Raw genomic sequence first — 20561 nt, forward strand, 5'->3', positions numbered from 1 at the left:
ATGCTCAGCGCCACTTACCACAGGCACAGGCTGATCTTCAGGCAGCCGGCAGGCACCTCGCGGGGCGTGCTGCATCACCGCGACAGCTATTTTTTACTGCTCCGTGACACCCTGAACCCCGAAACAACCGGAATCGGGGAGTGCGGAGTAATCCCCGGCCTGAGTCCTGACGACAGGCCCGGTTTTGAAGAGAGAATCGTCAGCCTCTGCAAAGAAATCAACCAAACATCTACGGTGAATATCTCCGGACTGGAAAGCTGGCCTTCCATCCGCTTCGCATTGGAAACCGCCCTATTCGACCTTACCGGCGGGGGGAAAAGAATACTGTTTGAAAGTGCATTCAGCTCAGGCGAACAGCCCATCAATATCAACGGGCTGATCTGGATGGGGGATGAAAACTTCATGCTTCAACAGATAGAAGAAAAACTGGCCGCAGGCTACAGGGTGATCAAAATCAAGGTAGGCGCCATTGACTTTGAGACCGAACTGAAGCTGATCGCCGGCATCAGAAAACGCTTCGGTGAAGATCGGATAACGATAAGGCTTGACGCGAACGGCGCTTTTTCAGCGGAAGAAGCGGCTGAAAAGCTGAAACGCTTGTCGGACTTTGCCATTCACAGCATAGAACAACCCATAAAACACGGTAACCCATCAATCATGGCTGAAATCTGCCGTACTTCACCCATCCCGGTGGCCCTGGATGAAGAACTGATCGGCATCTGCGGAAGTGACAGCAAAAAAAAGCTGCTGGAGCAGATCAAACCACGGTACATTATCCTTAAGCCTTCCCTGCTGGGCGGTTTTTATGCCTGCCGTGAATGGATTGACCTTGCAACCGGGGAAGGCATCGGCTGGTGGATTACCTCCGCCCTGGAATCCAACATCGGACTGAACGCCATCGCCCAATGGACAGCCACCCTCGGCAACGACCTGCCGCAGGGGCTGGGTACCGGTTCGCTATACGCCAACAACATCCCGGGCCCGCTGGAAGCAGCAAACGGCGTGCTTCATTACCTGCCCGGAAAACCATGGGACCTTACTTTCACCGGTTTGTCCAATCCTCATTCTGCAGGTTCATGAAAATTCCCGACCGCCTCTCCGTCAATGGCCGGGTGTACTCCGGAAAATCCCTTAAAACAGTGGCTGAACGACTGTGCGCTTCATCAGTCCAATGGGAAAAAGAATTGGGAGAATTTCTGCAACAGTGGACTTCCGGGGATGAAAACATCACTGCTTTTACATCCGGTTCAACAGGCCCAGCCAAAGCCATACGGCTGAATAAAAATGCCATGACGGCATCGGCCGAAGCCACTATAAATGCACTGAACCTTAAATCAGCCCATCAGGCATTGCTTTGTCTTTCATGCAGAACCATTGCCGGGATGATGATGGTGGTGCGTTCGATGGTAGCTGAAATGAACCTCATCTCGCTACCACCGTCGGGCAATCCGCTGAAAGGTGCAGGGAAAAAGTTCCGGGCTGATTTTGCGGCAATGGTACCCGCCCAGGTCTACAACTGCCTGAATGATGAAGGAAGCAGGGAAACATTCCTGTCGATAGGAACGGTCATCATCGGGGGCGGAGAAATCAGCCCGCAGCTTGAAGCACAGCTCAGGGAACTGCCCAACGCCCTTTACGCAACCTATGGTATGACGGAAACCATCAGTCACATCGCCCTGCGCCGCCTCAACGGACCTGAACGGAGTGATTTTTACACGGCCCTTCCGGACATCGCCATCATGGCTGACACAAGGGGATGCCTGGTGATTGATGCCCCGAGGATCAGCGAGCAGACAATCACCACCAACGACCTCGTTGAAACGGAAGGTGGCAACCGCTTCAGATGGCTGGGCAGGTACGACAACATCATCAACCGCGGAGGGAAAAAGCTGATGCCCGAATCCATCGAGAAAAAGCTGTTCCCGTGTATTATACTAAGGTTTTTCATAGCCGGTCTGCCCCATGAAAAATACGGAGAGGCGCCGGTACTGCTGATAGAATCCGCTGAAATACCCGGAGAGAATCTTCAACTGTTGCAAAAGAGCATCGCTGCGGCACTGAGCCGCGATGAAACGCCCCTTCGCATTTTTACAGTCCCGGTCTTTTCAGAAACGGAAAGCGGAAAAATTAACCGGAAAGAAACCCTGAAACAATACAAGCATTTGCTTTGCCTATAGTGCATCAAAGCTACACAGACCTGCCTCCCCCTCCCGGAACTTGCCGGATTTCAACAACGTGAAAACCAGCTCTCAATAATCTCCAGCCACTGATTTCCACCTCACATTCTCAAATCAACAAATCAGCAAATCAGCAAATCATCAAATCACTGTTGTCCAGTTAATTTATGAGATTCTTAGCTAACGCTCAGAATGACTTTGACTTACATGGATTTGAAGGGAAGGGGGCTTGGTGGCGGCTATTCCGCCACCAAGCCCCCTTTAATTATCGTTAATGTATTGTCATTCTGAACGTAACGTAGTGAAGTGAAGAACCGATCCCGATACCATCGGGAGAGCTCACCGAAGGTAATCTCATAACTCCTTTCAAAAGTTTATCGGACAATAATGATCATCAAATTAACTCATTAACTCATTAACTCATTTTCTCATTACCTTTGCACCCGTTTTAAATCCAAACCATGCTTGAACTGAATTATATCCGCGAAAATACCGCTGAAGCTGCAGCGAGACTGTCCATCAAAAACGTTGATGCGGATGGCATCCTGAAACAGATTCTTGAAATTGATGTTCGCCGGCGTGAAGCCCAGAAAGAACTGGACGACAACCTGGCCGAATCCAATGCCCTGGCCCGGCAGATCGGAGACCTTTTTAAATCTGGCAAAGCCGCTGAAGCAAGCGACCTGAAAGCCCGCACCGCAACATTAAAAGTACTGGCCAAAGAGCTCCAGGAAAAATTTGACGGACTGCTTCAGGAGCAAAACAACCTGCTGGTGCAACTGCCGAATGTTCCCCATCCCTCAGTGCCCCGTGGTAAAAGCGCCGAAGACAACGAAATCGTGCACCGCGAAGGCGAAATACCTGCGTTATATGAAGGTGCCATCCCTCACTGGGACCTTGCTTCGAAATACGACATCATAGACTTTGAGTTGGGCAACAAGGTAACCGGAGCCGGATTTCCCTTTTACAAAGGGCAGGGCGCCCGGTTGCAGCGTGCGCTGATTAACTTTTTCCTCGACAACGCCATTGAAGCCGGATACTATGAAATCCAGCCCCCGCTGGTTGTGAACGAGGCTTCGGGATATGGCACCGGCCAGCTGCCCGATAAAGACGGACAGATGTACTTCTGTGACCTCGACAAGCTATACCTTATTCCTACTGCCGAAGTACCCGTTACCAACATCTACCGTGATGTGATTCTGAAGGGCAGCGACTTCCCGGTGAAAAATGTAGCCTATTCCAATTGCTTCCGCCGCGAAGCCGGTTCTTACGGAAAGGATGTGCGCGGCCTGAACCGCCTGCACCAGTTCGACAAGGTGGAGATCGTACAGATTCAGCACCCCGAAAAATCTTATGAAACGCTGGAGGAAATGCGCAGTTACGTCACCGGCCTGCTCCGCAAACTGGAACTGCCTTTCCGGATACTAAAGCTATGTGGTGGCGATATGAGCTTTACCTCTTCCCTGACGTATGATTTTGAAGTTTACTCGGCTGCACAACAACGCTGGCTTGAAGTGAGTTCCGTTTCCAATTTCGAGTCATTCCAGGCCAACCGCATGAAACTGAGGTTTAAGGATGAAAACGGGAAAACCCGATTGTGCCATACCCTCAATGGCAGCGCGCTCGCCCTGCCCCGCATCGTGGCTGCGCTGCTCGAAAACAACCAGAGTCCGGAAGGAATCCGCATCCCGTCAGCACTGGCAAAATACACGGGATACGACACCATCCGTTAATCAATGGTTACCGTAATCGGAGGCGGGTAAAACATTTGCCCGCTTTTATCGTTCTCAATATAGCCTGAAACGGCAAGAGACAACATTTGCTACATTATGAAAAAGCTCTTCATCCTTCTGTGCATCGTCAGTCTGGTCCTTTTCAGGATTCCGGTATCAGCACAGGCGGTAACCGATGAGCAACTTGGGCTGATGTACTACAACAACAAGGAGTTTGATAAGGCGGCCGCCCTTTTCGACCGGCTTTTCGGCGAAAAACCCAACCTTTTCAACTACACTTACCTGATTCAGAGCTTACTGGAACTCAACGATTTTGACCAGGCTGAGAAAATTGTAAAAAAGCAGGCAAGGCGTTTTCCCGATGATGCCCGCTATGTGGTGGATCAGGGTTATTTGCTGCTGCGCACCAATCAGGGCAATAAGGCCGCTAAGATCTTCGAGCAGGCCATCAAAGACCTGCCCGCCGAGCAGCGCAAGGTGGCAGAACTGGCCAACTCATTTATCTCGAGGCGCGAAAATGATTACGCCATCCGCACCTACCTGAAAGGGAGGCAGATGCTGGCACCACAGTACACCTTTGGCTTCGAATTGTCGAACCTGTATGAGATTTCAGGCAATTTCGACAAAATGGCCGAAGAATATCTGGGACTACTCGAAACCAATCCTGAATTCCAGAATCAGGTGCAGGCCCGGTTGCAAAACTCCCTCAATAACGATCCGGAAGGATTGAAGTCAGAGGCATTCAGAACGGCCTTGCTCAGGAAAGTGCAAAGCAATCCGGATGACGTGATGATGTCGGAAATGATGCTCTGGCTGAGCATACAACTGAAGGACTTTGAAGCTGCGCTGATTCAGGCCAGAGCCCTCGACCGCCGGCTTGATGAAAACGGCAGCCGTGTATTTGCCCTTGGCGGACTCAGTGTGAATAACGGGAACTACAAAACCGGCGCTGAAGCTTATCAGTATGTGATTGACCGCTCCAGCGATATGGGCCTGGTGGTACAATCGAAGGTGGAACTGCTCAGGGCGGATTACGAGCAACTTATCCGCACCTACCCGCTCAGCCTTCCGGCATTAAAGAATCTTGAGCAGCGGTACGTAAAAACACTGGATGAAGCCAACCGCAACCCCCTCTCATTCCCCCTGATGCGCAACCTGGCGCACCTGCAAGCATTCTACCTCGACAACACCGAAGGAGCCATTCAGCTGCTCGAGGAGCTGATTACCCTGACAAACAACAACAAATTGCTGCAGGCAGAATGCAAACTCGAACTGGCGGATATCATGCTGTTTACCGGAGAGCCCTGGGAAGCAACCCTGCTCTATTCGCAGGTGGATAAAGCCTTTAAAAATGAACCGATCGGACATGAAGCCCGTTTCCGGAACGCGAAACTTTCATTTTACATAGGAGAGTTCAATTGGGCAAGGGCACAACTCGACGTGCTGAAGGCCGCCACCTCAAAACTGATCGCCAACGACGCCATGGCCATGTCGCTGATTATCAGCGACAATATTGATATGGACAGTTCCACCGTTCAGCTGGGCACTTATGCCAGGGCCGATCTGCTGCTATACCGTAATCAGCCCGATGCGGCCATTGCGGTGCTCGATTCCCTGCTGCAGGCCTGGCCGGGGCACCCCATCACCGACGACGCGCTGATGAAAAAAGCAGAAATCAGGATGAAGCAGGGCATGTTTTCAGAGGCTGAAACCCTATACAAGCAGGTAATCAGCGAATACGGCGAAGGCATACAGGGCGACGATGCACAGTACCGCCTTGGCCTGCTGTACGAAGAGCAAATGAAAGATAACACCAAAGCCATGGCCGCCTATCAGGAAATGCTGGTAAAATACCCCGGCAGCGTTTTCAGTGTGGAGGCACGGAAGCGGTTCAGGTTGCTCAGGGGAGATATGGTGAATTGATTTTGGATTGCAGATTGCAGATTGCAGATTGCGGTCCCGATGGCTATCGGGAGTGGATTACCTTTGGTAAACTCACTCCATTCGGTTGTGGATTGTGGCTCCGGCAGCACATGGTTACGGGTGCCTGAGAAATCAATTACTAATTACTAATTTCTAATTTCTAATCTTCTCTAATCTAAATCCCGAAATCCGAAATCTAAAATTAGGAGTGTTCAAAACATCAAACGACATTTCAAAAAGTTCTTTGGCATCATGAAAATCAAAGGTTTTTAACAAAACAAGGTATTGTAATTAACAGTGATGTCTTTGTTTGTCTGAAAATAGCTGGTTATCAACAAAATATGTTTGCCACTGTTGGCAAAAACTCTCTATAATCAAGACAATCAACTTGTTAAGGACTTATATTTGTTCCTGCAATGGGAACAGATTGTAAGCAGGGTATAAAAGTCCAAGACTTACTCAAGCTTATACCTGATGACTTGTTGGCTGATTTGAGTTCAGAAACCAACGTTGATTATCAGGTAAAAAAGCTTTATGGCAGGAATGTCTTTAGCCTTTTACTGTTTGGACTGATAGAAAGCGATCGTCTTGGTCTCAGGTCGCTAGAGGATTTTTATAACTCCACCCATTACAAGGTGCTGTTTAATATTCCAAATAAAAACACAACCAAATATAACTCTCTATCTGCTCGTCTTGCAACTATGAATGTTGACTTTTTTCGAAAGGCCTATGAAGCTATATACGAGCAATGTTCTCAACTCTACGATGAAAACGATCTGGCTTTGAATTACAAATTATCCAGAGTTGATTCAACAATGGTTTGTCAGACAGCTGCTAAACTGGAAAATGGGATCCATGTTGGCTGTAAGAAAGATGGTAAAAAGCAGATTAAATATACTGTTTGTCTGACCGATATGTTTCCTAGTAGTGTTGAGGTTTTTAATCAGCAATGCCATATCAGCGAAAACCTCACCATTCCTAAGGCGATATTCAGGGTGATTGACAAGAACAAAGACAATGTCTTTGTTTTTGATCGGGGAGTATCTGACCGACAAACTTTCTGTAAGTTGGACCAGGAAGAATACACTTTTGTTACAAGACTGAAATCAGATGCAAGATTTATTGCTCTGGAAGATTTTGAGATAAGTCAAGACCAAAAAGTAAGAAATCTTACAATCCTTAAAGATCAACGTGTTTACTTATATAAGAGTGGAACATCAGTAGTTGAGCATTCTTTTAGACTTGTACAGGCAATAAATGATAAGGGATATCCTTACTTCTTTCTTACCAATATGTTCTCTATCCCAGCCAAAGACATAATAACAATTTATAAATCAAGGTGGGATATTGAGGTCTTTTTCAGATTCATTAAGCAGGAATTGAACTTTTCCCACTTCATCAGTGTGAATGAAAACGGAATTAAGATCCTCTTGTACATGACCCTTATTCTCTCCATGCTGATTCTGATCTATAAAAAGATTAATGGATTGGGGTATAAAACAGCTAAAAGAAGGTTCATGATCGAAATGTGGGATATCATCGCCATAATTATGATCAAACATAGTGGAGGTGATCCAAGTCTCGTCTTCAGGTGAAAAGCTATACCTTTGATTTTCAATACGTCAATGAACTCGTGATTCTTTTGTTCTTTTTATTTGTGGTTTTGAACACTCCTAATCCGCAATCGCAAATCCTAAATCCGAAATCTCTCGTTATCCGGCTATCGCCGTCTCCCGAGACAAGCGAAATCAGAAATCGAAAATCCGAAATCCGAAATTCCATGGAACCTGTAAGGGCAAAGAAACACCTGGGGCAGCATTTTCTGAAAGATGAAAACATCGCCCGAAAAATTACGGACAGCCTCAGTCTGCCCTGTGACGCATTGCTTGAAATCGGCCCCGGAACCGGTGTGCTCACCAAATACCTGCTTGAACTTCCCGTTAATAAATTCCTGGCCATTGATGTGGACCGGGATTCTGTTCCTTATCTGAAAAAAACATTTCCTGAAGCGGCTGACAACTTCATTGAGGGCGATTTCCTCAGGATACCGGTTGATCAGCTTTTCGAAGGCCCGTTCTCGGTCATCGGCAATTTTCCTTACAATATCTCCTCACAAATACTCTTCAGGGTATTGGATTACCGGAATCAGATTCCCGAAGTGGTGGGGATGTTTCAGAAAGAAGTGGCCGAGCGGATTGCAGCCCCTCCCGGAAGCAAAACCTACGGTATTATCAGTGTGCTGCTTCAGGCATGGTATGATATTGAATACCTGTTTACCGTAAGTGAGCATGTGTTTCACCCGCCTCCAAAGGTAAAATCGGCGGTCATCCGGTTGAGAAGAAACCAGGTAAACGCACTGGGGTGTGATGAAAAACTGTTTGTGAACGTAGTGAAAACCGCTTTTAACCAAAGGCGCAAAACCCTGAAGAACGGATTAAAGTCCTTTAAATTCGCACCTGATGAACGTCTGGATCAATTGTTTACCAAAAGAGCGGAGCAATTGGGTATAGAGGAGTTTATCTATATTACCGGCCGGGTAATTCAACAGAAGGCAAGCTGAGCCATTCTATTTCCCTACATTTGCATCAGACTAATCACATCAGAGAACCTCTTGCCAAAAAGATCATATTTTCAGGATATTGCCGGAGTACTGGGCAGCAATGTGTTTACCCTGCTGACCAACTTCGGGCTGGTGATTTTGCTTTCGCGCCTGCTGGGTACCGATGGCTACGGACTCTATACCGCCCTGATTGTTGTCCCGACGCTGGTGGTGAGTTTTTTCCAGATGGGCATACGTCCGACCACGGTATTTCTGATCGGCTCAGGCCGCGAAGATGAAAACAACCTTGTTTCGGCCATGCTTACCATACTTATTTTCACCTCGGTACTTGGCGTGATTTTCAGTGCTGCTGCATATGCACTGATCGGCACCAAAGGCTATACACCTGCCCTGCTGGCCATGGCCCTGACCACCATACCCATGCGGCTGACGACCATTTATGCCGGTGGTGTTTTTCTGGGCAAAGAGGAAATCCCCAAAGCCAATATGATGAACTGGCTGACCGGACTTTTCACGCTGCTGCTGGCTGTCGCCATGGTATATTTTCTGAAACTCGGGCTCTTCGGGGCTGTAGCCTCCCTGCTTATGGGTAACACCGTCGTTGCCCTGCTGGCCATATCCATGTTGCTGCGCCGGTTTAAAACCCGGCTCTCTGTTAAAAATCCCCTGATCCTTAAAATGCTCGGAACAGGCGTGGTTTATGCCCTCTCTTTTCTTACGATACAGTTTAATTACCGCATTGACGTGGTGCTGCTCAAGGTGCTTTCCGTGCCGCGTGAAGTGGGAATCTACTCACTCGGGGTTTCAGTAGCCGAAATGCTGTGGCAGATACCGCTGGCCATCGGGGTGGTAGTGATGAGCCGCAGCGCCAACGCCACCGATAAGAATTTGCTGAACCAAAGTACCGCAAGGCTGCTGAGGATCTCACTGATCGCCGGAATTATAATCTCGGCCGCAATTGTATTGTTTTCGCCCCTGCTGGTTCCTCTGATTTTTGGTACGGAATACCTGCCCAGTGTAAGGGTGATGCAGACCATTATGCCCGGCATCATCATGATTATCGCATTCCGTGTGCTTAGTGGTCAGCTGGCCGGTGCCGGACGACCCGATGCCGCCTTGAAAGCCTTTGCCCCCGCCCTGCTGGTAAATGTTGTGCTCAACTATCTTTGGATTCCCGGCTATGGCGCCAACGGAGCCGTGATGGCCACCAATGTGAGCTATACCCTGGCTTCCGTGATCTACCTTTTCGTATTCTCACGAATCAGCGGAATGCCGGTGAAAGAGATATTCAGGTTTGGGAAAGAGGACTGGAATTTTGTAAAACGATTCATCGACAGGAAAAAGAAACCTGAAAGCAGGATTGAGCATTGAAAAATCGGATTATTTTAGAAGAACAAAATAACAAGAAGGCCTGACAAGTCGGAAGAAGACTTGTTAGGTCAATCCAGTTTCAAGAAGCCCTTGTTAAGAAGACCTAACAAGTTGAAAGAAAACTTGTCAGGTCATTTCATACATTGTCTGACTAACCGGTAGCTAACCAAATAGGCCAGTCTTCTGTCTATTCCACAATGATTTCATCCACAAAGATGTAAGCCTGTCCCCCGGCGCCCAGATGCCACGGGGGTATGGTTCCGAAATTTTCAGCTTTTACCTTCACATAACGGGCTGAAGTACTGACCTTAGCGCCAAGATCAGCAGTCCTCATTTCATAGTCGGTGACAGGAATGGTATTTTTCACCCTGCTGATTTCTCTGAAGTTGCTGCCATCATCGGATACCGAAAAAACGACTTCAACCGGCATCCAGATCCAGGAGCGTACATCCTGCACAAAACCTGCAGCCACTTTGCGCACCGGCTTTTTGCTCCCCAGGTCGACAATGGCTTCGAAATCCGTACCCTGATATCCCTGCCAGCCGCCCAGCCTCCAGTTTCCGGCACCGCGCAGGCCGTCGATCAGCGCTTCGGGGCCACCGCCATGGTAATTGGGGTGGTACTCCGAAAGTAATTCTACCTTGCGGTTCAGGTCAATTTTATAAAAGTTGCCTTCAACGGGCAGACTGTATCCGAACCCTTCCCTGTATGTGATGGCTTTGAAAGTCGTGGTGGCGCTCAGGGTTACCGGACCTGTAAATCTTGCCGAATTGCGGTCGGGAGTGCTTCCGTCAATGGTGTAAAACACCTCGCACCCCGGAACGATTGTTCCTACACTCACCTGCATGACATCCCGGAAACGGGCATCAGGAGCAATCAGGAAAGGAACAGGCAAAATCAGTTCTTCCGTGATTGAGGTCACCGGCTCATTTCCTTCCCCGGTGCCCCACGATTGGCTGGGCTTGCTTCCCATGATAAACACAAGTTCGCCGCCTTTCATCAAATCGTCATGACTGATGAATGATCTGGTGTACTTTTCCCCGTTAAGGGTCGCCGACTGAATGTAAAAATTCTCTTCAGAGACATTCTTAGCAATGATTTTCAGCACATTGCCGTTCTCAAGCGTGATCTCCATTTCAGGGAACCAAGGGGTACCTATAATGTATTCAGGCAATCCGGGAGTAACCGGATAAAATCCCATGGCGCTCATGATCAGCCAGGCCGACATTTGTCCGCAATCTTCGTTACCGATGAGTCCGTCGGGCTGAGGCGTGTAAAAATCATCCATAATCCGGCGAACCCGCTGCTGGGTTTTCCAGGGCTGTCCGACGAAGTTGTAGAGGTAAGCCATATGGTGACTGGGTTCATTCCCCTGGGCATACTGGCCGATCAATCCGGAGATGTCCTTCATATCGCGACCGCCCACTTCAGTTTCGGTGGTAAACAGCTCATCAATTTTTGCAGCAAACTGCTCCTTACTTCCGTGAAGCGCCATCAAACCGCTGATATCCTGGGGAACATAGTAGCTGTAATGAAACGAATTGGCTTCGGTAAAATGCCAGTCGACCGTTGTGGGATCGAAAGGGGTAAGCCAGCTTCCGTTGAGTTTCGGACGCATAAAGCCGGTGGATGGATCGAAGATGTTCTTGTACGATTGTGCCCTGCGTAGGTATTCACGGTAAAGGTTATCGCGTCCCAGATCCTTTGCCATCGCAGCAATACACCAGTCGTTATAGGCATATTCCAGGGTTTTCGAAATGGATTCATGCTCCTTGTCGCCGGGTATGTAGCCGTATTTGCGGTAAAACTCCAGGCCGTGGTGGTCCTGTGAGGCGCTCTTTACCATGGCTTCAAAAGCTTTGTCGCCGTCGTAATTCCGGATTCCCTTCATCCAGGCATCGGCGATCACGGGAATGGCATGGTTTCCGATCATACACCATGTTTCGTTACCGGCAAGTTCCCAAACAGGCAGTAATCCGCCCTTTTCGTACATATTGAGCATGGTTTTGATGAAGTCGGTGGTTCGCTCCTGTTCTATGATGGTCATCAGCGGATGCCAGGTACGGTAGGTATCCCACAGGGAGAATACCGTATAGTTGGTAAACCCTTCGGCTGTATGAATGCCCCGGTCCATACCGCGGTAACGACCGTCCGTATCCATAAAGGTATTGGGCTGCATCATGGCGTGATAGAGGGCCGAATAAAACACCTTCATCTGCTCGTCGCTGCCGCCTTTGACGCGTATTTTGCCCAACTCCTTATTCCAGGTATCGAAACTCTGTTTCCGGATTTCATCAAAATTCCATTCCGGTATTTCTGCCGTCAGGTTTTTCAGGGCACCCTCGCTGTCGACGGCAGAGAGGCCTACCTTCACTTCAATCTGTTCGCCTTCTGTAGTGGCAAATCCTGCAAAAGCCTTAATGTTTGTTCCTTCGGCACGCAAAGCATCTGCCATCAGGGTGTCGTTCACGACAATGCCCTTGCGGGCGATGGGTTTAGAGAACTGCATATGGAAATACCAGACCATATCTTTTGCCCAGTTGGTGGAGCGGCGCATCCCCCTGATTTCGGTATCGCTGACAAACTCAATCCACGATTCCAGCACAATGTCGCGATGCTGAAGATCGATAATAAAGTTGGCCGCTTCGGAAGCCGGGAAAGTATAACGGTGGTAGCCAGCACGGGTGGTGGCTGTCAATTCGGCAAGAACCCCCGGCTTATCAAGCTTTACGCTGTAATAACCGGCTTCGGCTTTTTCGCTGCTTTTGCTGAAAGAAGAGCTGTACTCTGTGTTTTTAAAAACCGGTTCGCCCACGACAGGTATTACAAGTATGTCGCCGTAGTCGCTTACGCCGGTACCGTTGAGGGCTGTATGTGCAAAACCGTATATCACGCTGTCGGTAAAATGGTAGCCCGAGCATCCGTCCCAGCCGTCGAGGCGCGTTTGCGGACTCAGTTGAACCATCCCGAACGGAACCGTTGCCCCGGGATAGGTGTGCCCATGCCCTCCGGTTCCTATAAACGGGTCAACATAAGATGCAGGTTCACCGGTTTCCGCCTGACGATCGCAGGCGCTGAAAAAAACAGCAAACAGCAGGGTGATTAATGTTACGGACAGCTTTTTCATCGGGTAGGGGATTAAATTCAGGATCGGTTTTGTAACAAATTGTATTAAACTTTGATCAGGCCTAAGGTTTGGCAAGGCCTTCCATTTTGAATGTCCATGCGTAATGGCCGGGCATTTCATTGTACTGAATACCGCTCAGGTCGATGAGCAGTTCATCGCCTTCCATCTTCCAGGGCAGACTTCCATCACGGCCCAGCAGGCTCACTTCGCCCACCGGAGGCTTTGCTCCTGTATTTACTCGAAGGCTTTGTCCCGGCCATTCAAAGCAAATGGCATACAGGTTACCGCGGTTTGTCGTATAGGCAATGTGCTGTCGCATGGAGCGGTATACGGCGTTCAGGCCGTCGCCCTCCGGCAGGTCTTTCCGGCTAAACAGGTTTTTTTTCGGTACAATCTCTTTCGGCAGACCGGGACATTCCCACGACAGCGCAATATCCGCATCGTGGGTTTTTTCGGTGAAGTTTACCGTAACCGCATAGAATTTCCCCTTTTCGAGCGTAATGGTGCCGTTTACATCCGCCCCGGTTCTGCTGCGCATGGCTTCAGAGTCGGTACCTCCGGTTTCTGAATCCCATTGATCGAGCACGGGTTTACCGTCGATAAACAGGCGCATGCCGTCGTTGGCCATTGCCGAGAAGGTATAATTTGCAGTATGTCCGGGTTTGATCCAGCCGGTCCATTCGGCCGTAAAATTGTCTTCCACCACCGGGTATCCTGGGGAGTTGCGTACCCAGTTGAAATTGACCTGCGGGTCGGTGCGGGTGAGTTCCACCGGTTTTTCTTCCCCGCTGCGGATCCAGCGTTCGCTTCCGTAGATAGCCTCTCCGTTGATTTCAAGCCATTCACCGAGTGCTTCAATACGCTCCTGCTGAAGCAGCGGAATTTTTCCGTCGGCAGCCGGACCGACATTGATAATGAGTCCACCACCATAAGCAACGGTGCGGGCAAAAAGATGGATAAGGTCGCGGGGCGACATGTATGCCGAAAGTTTTTCGTTGCGGTTGAGTCCGAATGAGCGGCCCAGTCCCCTCACCTCGGCCCAGGGGCGGTCGGCATTCAAACCGCCCGAGCTGTATTCGGGAGTGCGGAATCCGATGTCGGCTCCGCTGCCCCATCGGTCATTCACGATGGCATCGGGTCCGACAAGGTTGTAATACCAGGAAATCAGCTCACGGGCATGCCATTGTTCCGCCGTATTGTACCACTCCCCGTCGGTAAAGATCAGGTCGGGACGGTAGGCCGACACCAGCTCTTTAAACTGCGGAATCATGTGCTGCTCCACATAATCGCCGATGGAATCGTTCGGATCCTCATACCAGCGGTGCAGGGGATGATCCCATTCCGGGAGGGAATAGTACAGACCAAAGCGGATTCCCCGCTTCCGCACGGCTTCCGCCACTTCGCCCACGATATCGCGGCCCGGACCTGTATCCACACTGTTCCAGCCCGGGGCATACGCACTGGGCCAAAGGCAGTAACCATCATGATGTTTACTTACCAATACGATGTAACCGGCTCCGGATTTCTTAAAAATCTCAGCCCACTCATCGGGGTCAAACAACTCAGCTTTGAACAGTGGCACAAAATCCCTGTATGTGAAATTCTCCCCGTAGTTCTTTTTCATAAAATCGACGCGGTTGTGCGTTCCGTGTTTCAGCCCGAGCAGATACCACTCGGCATACGACTCAGCCCCGCCATACGAAGGCACCGAATAAACGCCCCAGTGTATGAATATCCCCAGCTTATCGTTGCTGAACCACCTGGGGTATTCACGGTTGCGCAGTGCTTCCCATGAAGGAACTTCAGACACCTTACCGTCTTCCTGCGCGCTCAGCGGCAATGCCCCTGTGAGCAACAGTGCCGGTAAGATCATTAGTACTTGAACCACTTTTTTCATCCGGAATAGTTTTTAGCATCCGACTCTCCTGCAAATGTACAAAAGCAGGCTTGGAATACCAGGCCTTTTTAATTTTTTTTCAGAAGTTGTCTGTTAATTTTAATCATAGCGTATCTTTGCAAAGGCAATAAAAGCAATCATGGTTAAAGATTCTGAAAGTCATGTGTTGCAGATGTCGCACAGTTGTAAATTGACGTACGTAAAGATACATTTTTCCGGTCTGGCGCTGACTTCCTGTTCACAACCAGCCTGAGTGAGCGGTATCAAAATACCGGGGTATGGTCTTCCTGCGGCGGAGTTCATAAGTTGAACCGGTAAAAAAAGTGAGCAATATGAATCACACAGAGTTTTCTCCGGTCGAGCAGGCCTTTTCGGCCCTTTCAGGAGTTGAGAAGATGTCGGCACGCATCCCTTACATCATTACGGGAGACTTCCCCTCTCTGGGGCTGTTCACCTCGCTGCGTTTTCTGGAGTGGGTTTCCGGGAATCCGGAAGGGGTCATCAGCCTTCCTACCGGAAAAACGCCCGAGTATTTCATCAAGAATACCCACCATATCCTCGAAAACTGGAACAGGGAAGAAATTCGCCAGTTGCTGGGCAGATACGGACTGGGATCGCTCAGAAAACCGGATCTCAGGGGACTGCAGTTTGTACAGATCGATGAGTTCTACCCCATTTCTCCGGCACAGCACAACTCATTTCACAACTATGTGACAGAATATTACATCCGCGGCTTCGGACTTGATCCCGGCAGGGCGTTGCTGATCAATGCCGAAGAAATCCCGTTGCCCGGAGGCAGGCATTACAGCGAGGTCTTCCCCGGATCTGCCATCGATTTAAGCCTGCGTTACCGCGAATCCCGATCGGCAGATGAAGAGGTCCGCAAGGCTTCCATTTTTGCCATCGACAACTGGTGTTCTGAGTATGAAGCAAAAATCCGTGAAAAGGGAGGTATAGGATTCTTTCTTGGCGGTATAGGTCCTGATGGGCACATTGCCTTCAACACCCGGGGATCTGACCTCTGGTCAACCACAAGGTTAACACAAACCAATTTTGAAACCCAGGCCGTAGCCGCCGGCGACCTCGGGGGCATTGAAATCTCCCGTAACCGCCTGGTGATCACCATCGGATTGGGAACCATCACTTACAATCCGGATGCAGTAGCCATAATTTTTGCCGCCGGAGAGGCCAAAGCCGAAGTGGTAAAATCAGCGCTTGAAAGCGAAATCAATACTGTTTATCCGGCCACGGTACTTCAACGACTGCCCAATGCCCGCTTCTACCTTACCGAAGGCGCTGCCAGCCGGCTAAGCGATTCCGTGGAGCGCTACTACAAAACCGGTGAGTGGACCCGGCGTAAAACCGAAAGGGCGGTGATTGATCTTTGCACGAAACTCGATAAATACGGTCACAACCTGACAATTGACGAACTCAGGGCCGACCCCTGGTGTTCGCTGATTCCGGATCTGGGCGAACAAACAGTTCCCGGGGTGGTCAGTGCAATCATGGACAAGCTGCAGAAAGGCATGAAGCGTGACGAAAACCAGGTGATATATCACACAGGGCCGCACCACGACGATATTATGCTGGGCATTATGCCATACACCAACCGGCAGCTCCGTACAGCAACCAACGATATTCATTTTGCAGTGATGACCTCAGGCTTTACGGCCGTCACCAACCACTTCCTTATCAGTGCGCTGGAAGACACCCTGGAAATGCTCGAGAAAGGCGAAATCCAGATGATCCTCTATCCGGATTTCTTCAAAAAAGGCTATGCTTTTAAATGGGATAAAGATGTGTACCATTTCCTCGACAATGTGGCCCGGCAGAATGAATATGAAAAACGCAGGGGACTGTGTCACCGCATTGTCCGGTCGGCGGTGGTTATCTGGGAAACTGAAGATCGTTTTGAACTCCGGAAAGTGCTGAAGAACGTGGTGAATACGCTGAAGGAAAGCTATGACGGCAGCAAAAATCCACCCGACATCCAGAAGCTTAAGGGGATGCTGCGCGAATTTGAAGAGGAGCTGGTATGGGCCTATTACGGCGTGCCCGTGAAGAATGTGCATCACCTGCGTTTGGGCTTTTACAAGGGTGAGATTTTTACCGAGAACCCTGAGAAAAACCGGGATATGCTCCCCATCCTTCAGCAACTCAGGGAAATCAAGCCGACCATCATCAGCCTGGCCCTTGATCCGGAAGGCAGCGGCCCCGACACCCATTACAAAGTGCTGCAGGCCATTGCAGGGGCGGTACAGGAATGGAGCAGGGAAGCCGATCTTTCACAATTGCGGATCCTCGGCTACCGCAACGTATGGTACCGTTTTCATCCCGCCGATGCCGACCTGCTGGTTCCCGTTTCGCTCAACTCTCTGGCCGTACTGGAGAAATCATTTGCCGAAAGCTACCTCAGCCAGGTGCACGCCTCATTTCCCAGTTTTGAATACGACGGGCCTTTCAGCGAGCTGACACGCAAAACATGGGTGAAACAACTGAAACAGATACAGTTGCTGCTGGGCAAAAACTTCTTCTACGAAAACAACAATGCCCTGATCAGGGCTACCCACGGCTTGCTGTATATTAAAGAAATGAATGTGGATGAATTTACCGGCATCGCCAGATCGCTGAAAAAACTATCGGAAGGAACAGAAGCATAAGGCAGGCTTCAGACTTCGCGTATCCAGACACCGGCAGCATCTTCATCGCGCCGGAGAGGCAAAGGACAGGCCGCCAGCAGGGACTCGTAACGCAGGGCAAGCCCCGATTTATAATCTTCCGGCTCCAGCAGCAAGGTAGTTTTCAGGTCATCCCCGGCAAGCTGGCGCACCGCTTTCCTGATCCTGCCGGCCTTCAGCTCAAATCCCTCACGGGTCAGTTCATATTGCTGGTTTTCCGCTTCTTCCTGATCCGGGCAAAGTCTGTAGCCTAACTGTGCATTGTAACTGATAGCCCGGGCGTTGCCGCGGAGGATATGCGCGTACTGTTTGTTCCAGTTCAAAAAGTAAAACGTCGTCTCTATTCCGGCCACGGAAACCAGGTAAGGCACAAAGGTGGAATAAAACTCAGTGCGCCCCAGAAACAACCCCGACTCGGAGGTCCGCGCCTCCCAGTTCACATTTTTATCGTTGAGCAGCCCGATCTTTTCCCCTTTGTAATAAATCAACAGGTAGTTGTTCTCCAGGTTATCGACAGACCTGAACCATTCCAACTGCTGTTCGGGAGATATAATCTCACGGTATGCCATATTCAGCCGCACAGGGTCGGAATTCCTCCAATGCCTTACCAGTTCAATATCTGTTTCTTTGAGGCGTTCAAGGGTGATACCGTATTTTAAGAGTTTCATCTTCCGGGTCTTCTTCTTTCATTTTTTTGAGGCAAACTGACTAAAAGGCACTGCCGTGTACCTCACACCATCATTAAAGTATCTCCCTGATGGCAAAAGGCGGTTTACGGTTCTGCACCGCATAAATGCGGCTGAGGTATTCACCGATTACGCCCAGCGAAAGCAGGATGATGCTGGTGGAGAACAATATGGCAACGATCAGGGCGGTGAATCCCAGGGGAACGTCGGAAACAACCTTGCGGTAAATAAACGCCACACCCACGATAAAACTTATGATGGACGATATCAGTCCGCCGTAAACCATCAGTTTCAGCGGAACAGCGGTATAATAGATTACGAGGTTGCTCATCATTCTGAAAAGCGAGCGGGGCGAGTAATTCGACTTCCTGTAGGGCGGCTTGTGATGTTCAACCAATGCAAAAGAGATATGGGAGGTGTACCAGTTAAACAACTCATCGATGTATACAAAGTTGATCTGGTGGTTCAGCAGGCTTTTAGCCAGCGACGACTTCATCAGCCTGAAAGAAGAGCCCTGCCCCTTGGTACTGAACAGGCGCTTGGAGCTTCCGCGGATAATGGCGCTGCCCATATTGCGCATTATGGAGTGCTGTTTCCTGTTATAAATTCCGTACACCAGATCGGCGTCTTCTTCCTTCATGGTGGCGATCAGCCGGGGGATTTCCTCTGGCGGGTTCTGCAGATCATCATCAATGGTAATGATGTGGTCACCTTCGGCCTGTGCAATACCGCAGAGCGTGGCGTTGTGCTGCCCGTAGTTGCGGGCCAGCCGGATGGCGGTTACCTTGCCGGGATGCTGCTGGCGTATAGCGCTGATGACTTCCCAGCTTTGATCGGTACTGCCATCGTCCACAAAAATCACCCGGAATGAAAGGCCCGGGCGCTCCAAGGTCTGATCTATCCGTGAAAACAGTTCCCCGAGGCTGTCTTTGCTGTTATAAACCGGGACTATAATTGAATAATCGGGCATAGGGAATTTTGGATTTCGGATTAGGAGTGTTCAAAACCACAAATAAAAAGAACAAAAGAATCACGAGTTCATTGACGTATTGAAAATCAAAGGTATAGCTTTTCACCTGAAGACGAGACTTGGATCACCTCCACTATGTTTGATCATAATTATGGCGATGATATCCCACATTTCGATCATGAACCTTCTTTTAGCTGTTTTATACCCCAATCCATTAATCTTTTTATAGATCAGAATCAGCATGGAGAGAATAAGGGTCATGTACAAGAGGATCTTAATTCCGTTTTCATTCACACTGATGAAGTGGGAAAAGTTCAATTCCTGCTTAATGAATCTGAAAAAGACCTCAATATCCCACCTTGATTTATAAATTGTTATTATGTCTTTGGCTGGGATAGAGAACATATTGGTAAGAAAGAAGTAAGGATATCCCTTATCATTTATTGCCTGTACAAGTCTAAAAGAATGCTCAACTACTGATGTTCCACTCTTATATAAGTAAACACGTTGATCTTTAAGGATTGTAAGATTTCTTACTTTTTGGTCTTGACTTATCTCAAAATCTTCCAGAGCAATAAATCTTGCATCTGATTTCAGTCTTGTAACAAAAGTGTATTCTTCCTGGTCCAACTTACAGAAAGTTTGTCGGTCAGATACTCCCCGATCAAAAACAAAGACATTGTCTTTGTTCTTGTCAATCACCCTGAATATCGCCTTAGGAATGGTGAGGTTTTCGCTGATATGGCATTGCTGATTAAAAACCTCAACACTACTAGGAAACATATCGGTCAGACAAACAGTATATTTAATCTGCTTTTTACCATCTTTCTTACAGCCAACATGGATCCCATTTTCCAGTTTAGCAGCTGTCTGACAAACCATTGTTGAATCAACTCTGGATAATTTGTAATTCAAAGCCAGATCGTTTTCATCGTAGAGTTGAGAACATTGCTCGTATATAGCTTCATAGGCCTTTCGAAAAAAGTCAACATTCATAGTTGCAAGACGAGCAGATAGAGAGTTATATTTGGTTGTGTTTTTATTTGGAATATTAAACAGCACCTTGTAATGGGTGGAGTTATAAAAATCCTCTAGCGACCTGAGACCAAGACGATCGCTTTCTATCAGTCCAAACAGTAAAAGGCTAAAGACATTCCTGCCATAAAGCTTTTTTACCTGATAATCAACGTTGGTTTCTGAACTCAAATCAGCCAACAAGTCATCAGGTATAAGCTTGAGTAAGTCTTGGACTTTTATACCCTGCTTACAATCTGTTCCCATTGCAGGAACAAATATAAGTCCTTAACAAGTTGATTGTCTTGATTATAGAGAGTTTTTGCCAACAGTGGCAAACATATTTTGTTGATAACCAGCTATTTTCAGACAAACAAAGACATCACTGTTAATTACAATACCTTGTTTTGTTAAAAACCTTTGAT

13 protein-coding genes are annotated in these 20561 nt (G+C 48.8%); 8 read left to right on the top strand and 5 right to left on the bottom strand.

The window, feature by feature from the left end:
* The 7 genes from TBC1_RS09415 to TBC1_RS09445 all read left to right on the top strand — a co-directional run bounded on the left by TBC1_RS09415 (window position 1) and on the right by TBC1_RS09445 (window position 9764).
* On the top strand, window positions 1-1080 hold the full coding sequence (locus tag TBC1_RS09415; RefSeq protein WP_062041316.1) for an o-succinylbenzoate synthase: 1080 nt from the start codon (window positions 1-3) through the stop codon (window positions 1078-1080).
* A complete protein-coding gene (locus TBC1_RS09420; RefSeq protein ID WP_062041319.1) occupies window positions 1077-2177 on the top strand; it encodes an AMP-binding protein in 1101 nt (366 codons plus the stop codon). Before TBC1_RS09415 ends, TBC1_RS09420 begins: the two co-directional genes overlap by 4 nt.
* 461 nt (window positions 2178-2638) lie before the next feature.
* Entirely contained in the window at window positions 2639-3910 is a 1272-nt protein-coding gene (gene serS / locus TBC1_RS09425; RefSeq protein WP_062041322.1) for a serine--tRNA ligase, read from the top strand.
* A gap of 96 nt (window positions 3911-4006) precedes the next feature.
* Window positions 4007-5833, top strand: coding sequence for a tetratricopeptide repeat protein (locus tag TBC1_RS09430; RefSeq protein ID WP_062041325.1), 1827 nt, complete (start codon window positions 4007-4009; stop codon window positions 5831-5833).
* Window positions 5834-6249: 416 nt separating this feature from the next.
* Window positions 6250-7428 carry an IS4 family transposase gene (locus TBC1_RS09435; RefSeq protein WP_062036967.1) on the top strand — a complete coding sequence of 393 codons (1179 nt, stop codon included), beginning with the start codon at window positions 6250-6252 and terminating at the stop codon, window positions 7426-7428.
* 185 nt (window positions 7429-7613) lie between these two features.
* Window positions 7614-8393, top strand: coding sequence for a 16S rRNA (adenine(1518)-N(6)/adenine(1519)-N(6))-dimethyltransferase RsmA (gene rsmA / locus TBC1_RS09440; RefSeq protein ID WP_062041329.1), 780 nt, complete (start codon window positions 7614-7616; stop codon window positions 8391-8393).
* A gap of 51 nt (window positions 8394-8444) precedes the next feature.
* Window positions 8445-9764: an oligosaccharide flippase family protein gene (locus tag TBC1_RS09445; RefSeq protein ID WP_062041332.1), complete on the top strand. Its 1320-nt coding sequence runs from the start codon at window positions 8445-8447 to the stop codon at window positions 9762-9764.
* Window positions 9765-9951: 187 nt separating this feature from the next.
* Here TBC1_RS09445 and TBC1_RS09450 read toward each other — a convergent pair whose 3' ends face one another.
* On the bottom strand, window positions 9952-12891 hold the full coding sequence (locus TBC1_RS09450) for a GH92 family glycosyl hydrolase (protein WP_082189548.1): 2940 nt from the start codon (window positions 12889-12891) through the stop codon (window positions 9952-9954).
* 61 nt (window positions 12892-12952) lie between these two features.
* Entirely contained in the window at window positions 12953-14788 is a 1836-nt protein-coding gene (locus tag TBC1_RS09455; RefSeq protein WP_082189549.1) for an alpha-L-fucosidase, read from the bottom strand.
* 332 nt (window positions 14789-15120) lie between these two features.
* Between TBC1_RS09455 and TBC1_RS09460 the strand changes: the two genes are divergently transcribed.
* A complete protein-coding gene (locus tag TBC1_RS09460; RefSeq protein ID WP_062041338.1) occupies window positions 15121-17448 on the top strand; it encodes a glucosamine-6-phosphate isomerase in 2328 nt (775 codons plus the stop codon).
* Window positions 17449-17456: 8 nt separating this feature from the next.
* Here the strand turns inward: TBC1_RS09460 and TBC1_RS09465 are convergent, their stop codons facing one another.
* The 3 genes from TBC1_RS09465 to TBC1_RS09475 form a co-directional block, all read right to left on the bottom strand.
* Window positions 17457-18134, bottom strand: a complete 678-nt coding sequence (locus TBC1_RS09465; RefSeq protein WP_062041340.1) for a hypothetical protein — start codon at window positions 18132-18134, stop codon at window positions 17457-17459.
* A gap of 73 nt (window positions 18135-18207) precedes the next feature.
* Window positions 18208-19122 carry a glycosyltransferase family 2 protein gene (locus tag TBC1_RS09470; protein ID WP_062041342.1) on the bottom strand — a complete coding sequence of 305 codons (915 nt, stop codon included), beginning with the start codon at window positions 19120-19122 and terminating at the stop codon, window positions 18208-18210.
* Window positions 19123-19224: 102 nt separating this feature from the next.
* On the bottom strand, window positions 19225-20403 hold the full coding sequence (locus TBC1_RS09475; RefSeq protein ID WP_062036967.1) for an IS4 family transposase: 1179 nt from the start codon (window positions 20401-20403) through the stop codon (window positions 19225-19227).
* Window positions 20404-20561 lie beyond the last annotated feature (158 nt).

The sequence above is a fragment of the Lentimicrobium saccharophilum genome (genome assembly GCF_001192835.1).
GTDB lineage: Bacteria > Bacteroidota > Bacteroidia > Bacteroidales > Lentimicrobiaceae > Lentimicrobium > Lentimicrobium saccharophilum.

Excerpts from the sequence above, each read along its gene's own strand:
- TBC1_RS09415 (WP_062041316.1), top strand. The coding sequence starts at position 1 with ATGCTCAGCGCCACTTACCACAGGCACAGGCTGATCTTCAGGCAGCCG.
- TBC1_RS09420 (WP_062041319.1), top strand. The coding sequence starts at position 1,077 with ATGAAAATTCCCGACCGCCTCTCCGTCAATGGCCGGGTGTACTCCGGA.
- serS (WP_062041322.1), top strand. The coding sequence starts at position 2,639 with ATGCTTGAACTGAATTATATCCGCGAAAATACCGCTGAAGCTGCAGCG.
- TBC1_RS09430 (WP_062041325.1), top strand. The coding sequence starts at position 4,007 with ATGAAAAAGCTCTTCATCCTTCTGTGCATCGTCAGTCTGGTCCTTTTC.
- TBC1_RS09435 (WP_062036967.1), top strand. The coding sequence starts at position 6,250 with ATGGGAACAGATTGTAAGCAGGGTATAAAAGTCCAAGACTTACTCAAG.
- rsmA (WP_062041329.1), top strand. The coding sequence starts at position 7,614 with ATGGAACCTGTAAGGGCAAAGAAACACCTGGGGCAGCATTTTCTGAAA.
- TBC1_RS09450 (WP_082189548.1), bottom strand. The coding sequence starts at position 12,891 with ATGAAAAAGCTGTCCGTAACATTAATCACCCTGCTGTTTGCTGTTTTT.
- TBC1_RS09455 (WP_082189549.1), bottom strand. The coding sequence starts at position 14,788 with ATGAAAAAAGTGGTTCAAGTACTAATGATCTTACCGGCACTGTTGCTC.
- TBC1_RS09460 (WP_062041338.1), top strand. The coding sequence starts at position 15,121 with ATGAATCACACAGAGTTTTCTCCGGTCGAGCAGGCCTTTTCGGCCCTT.
- TBC1_RS09465 (WP_062041340.1), bottom strand. The coding sequence starts at position 18,134 with ATGAAACTCTTAAAATACGGTATCACCCTTGAACGCCTCAAAGAAACA.
- TBC1_RS09470 (WP_062041342.1), bottom strand. The coding sequence starts at position 19,122 with ATGCCCGATTATTCAATTATAGTCCCGGTTTATAACAGCAAAGACAGC.
- TBC1_RS09475 (WP_062036967.1), bottom strand. The coding sequence starts at position 20,403 with ATGGGAACAGATTGTAAGCAGGGTATAAAAGTCCAAGACTTACTCAAG.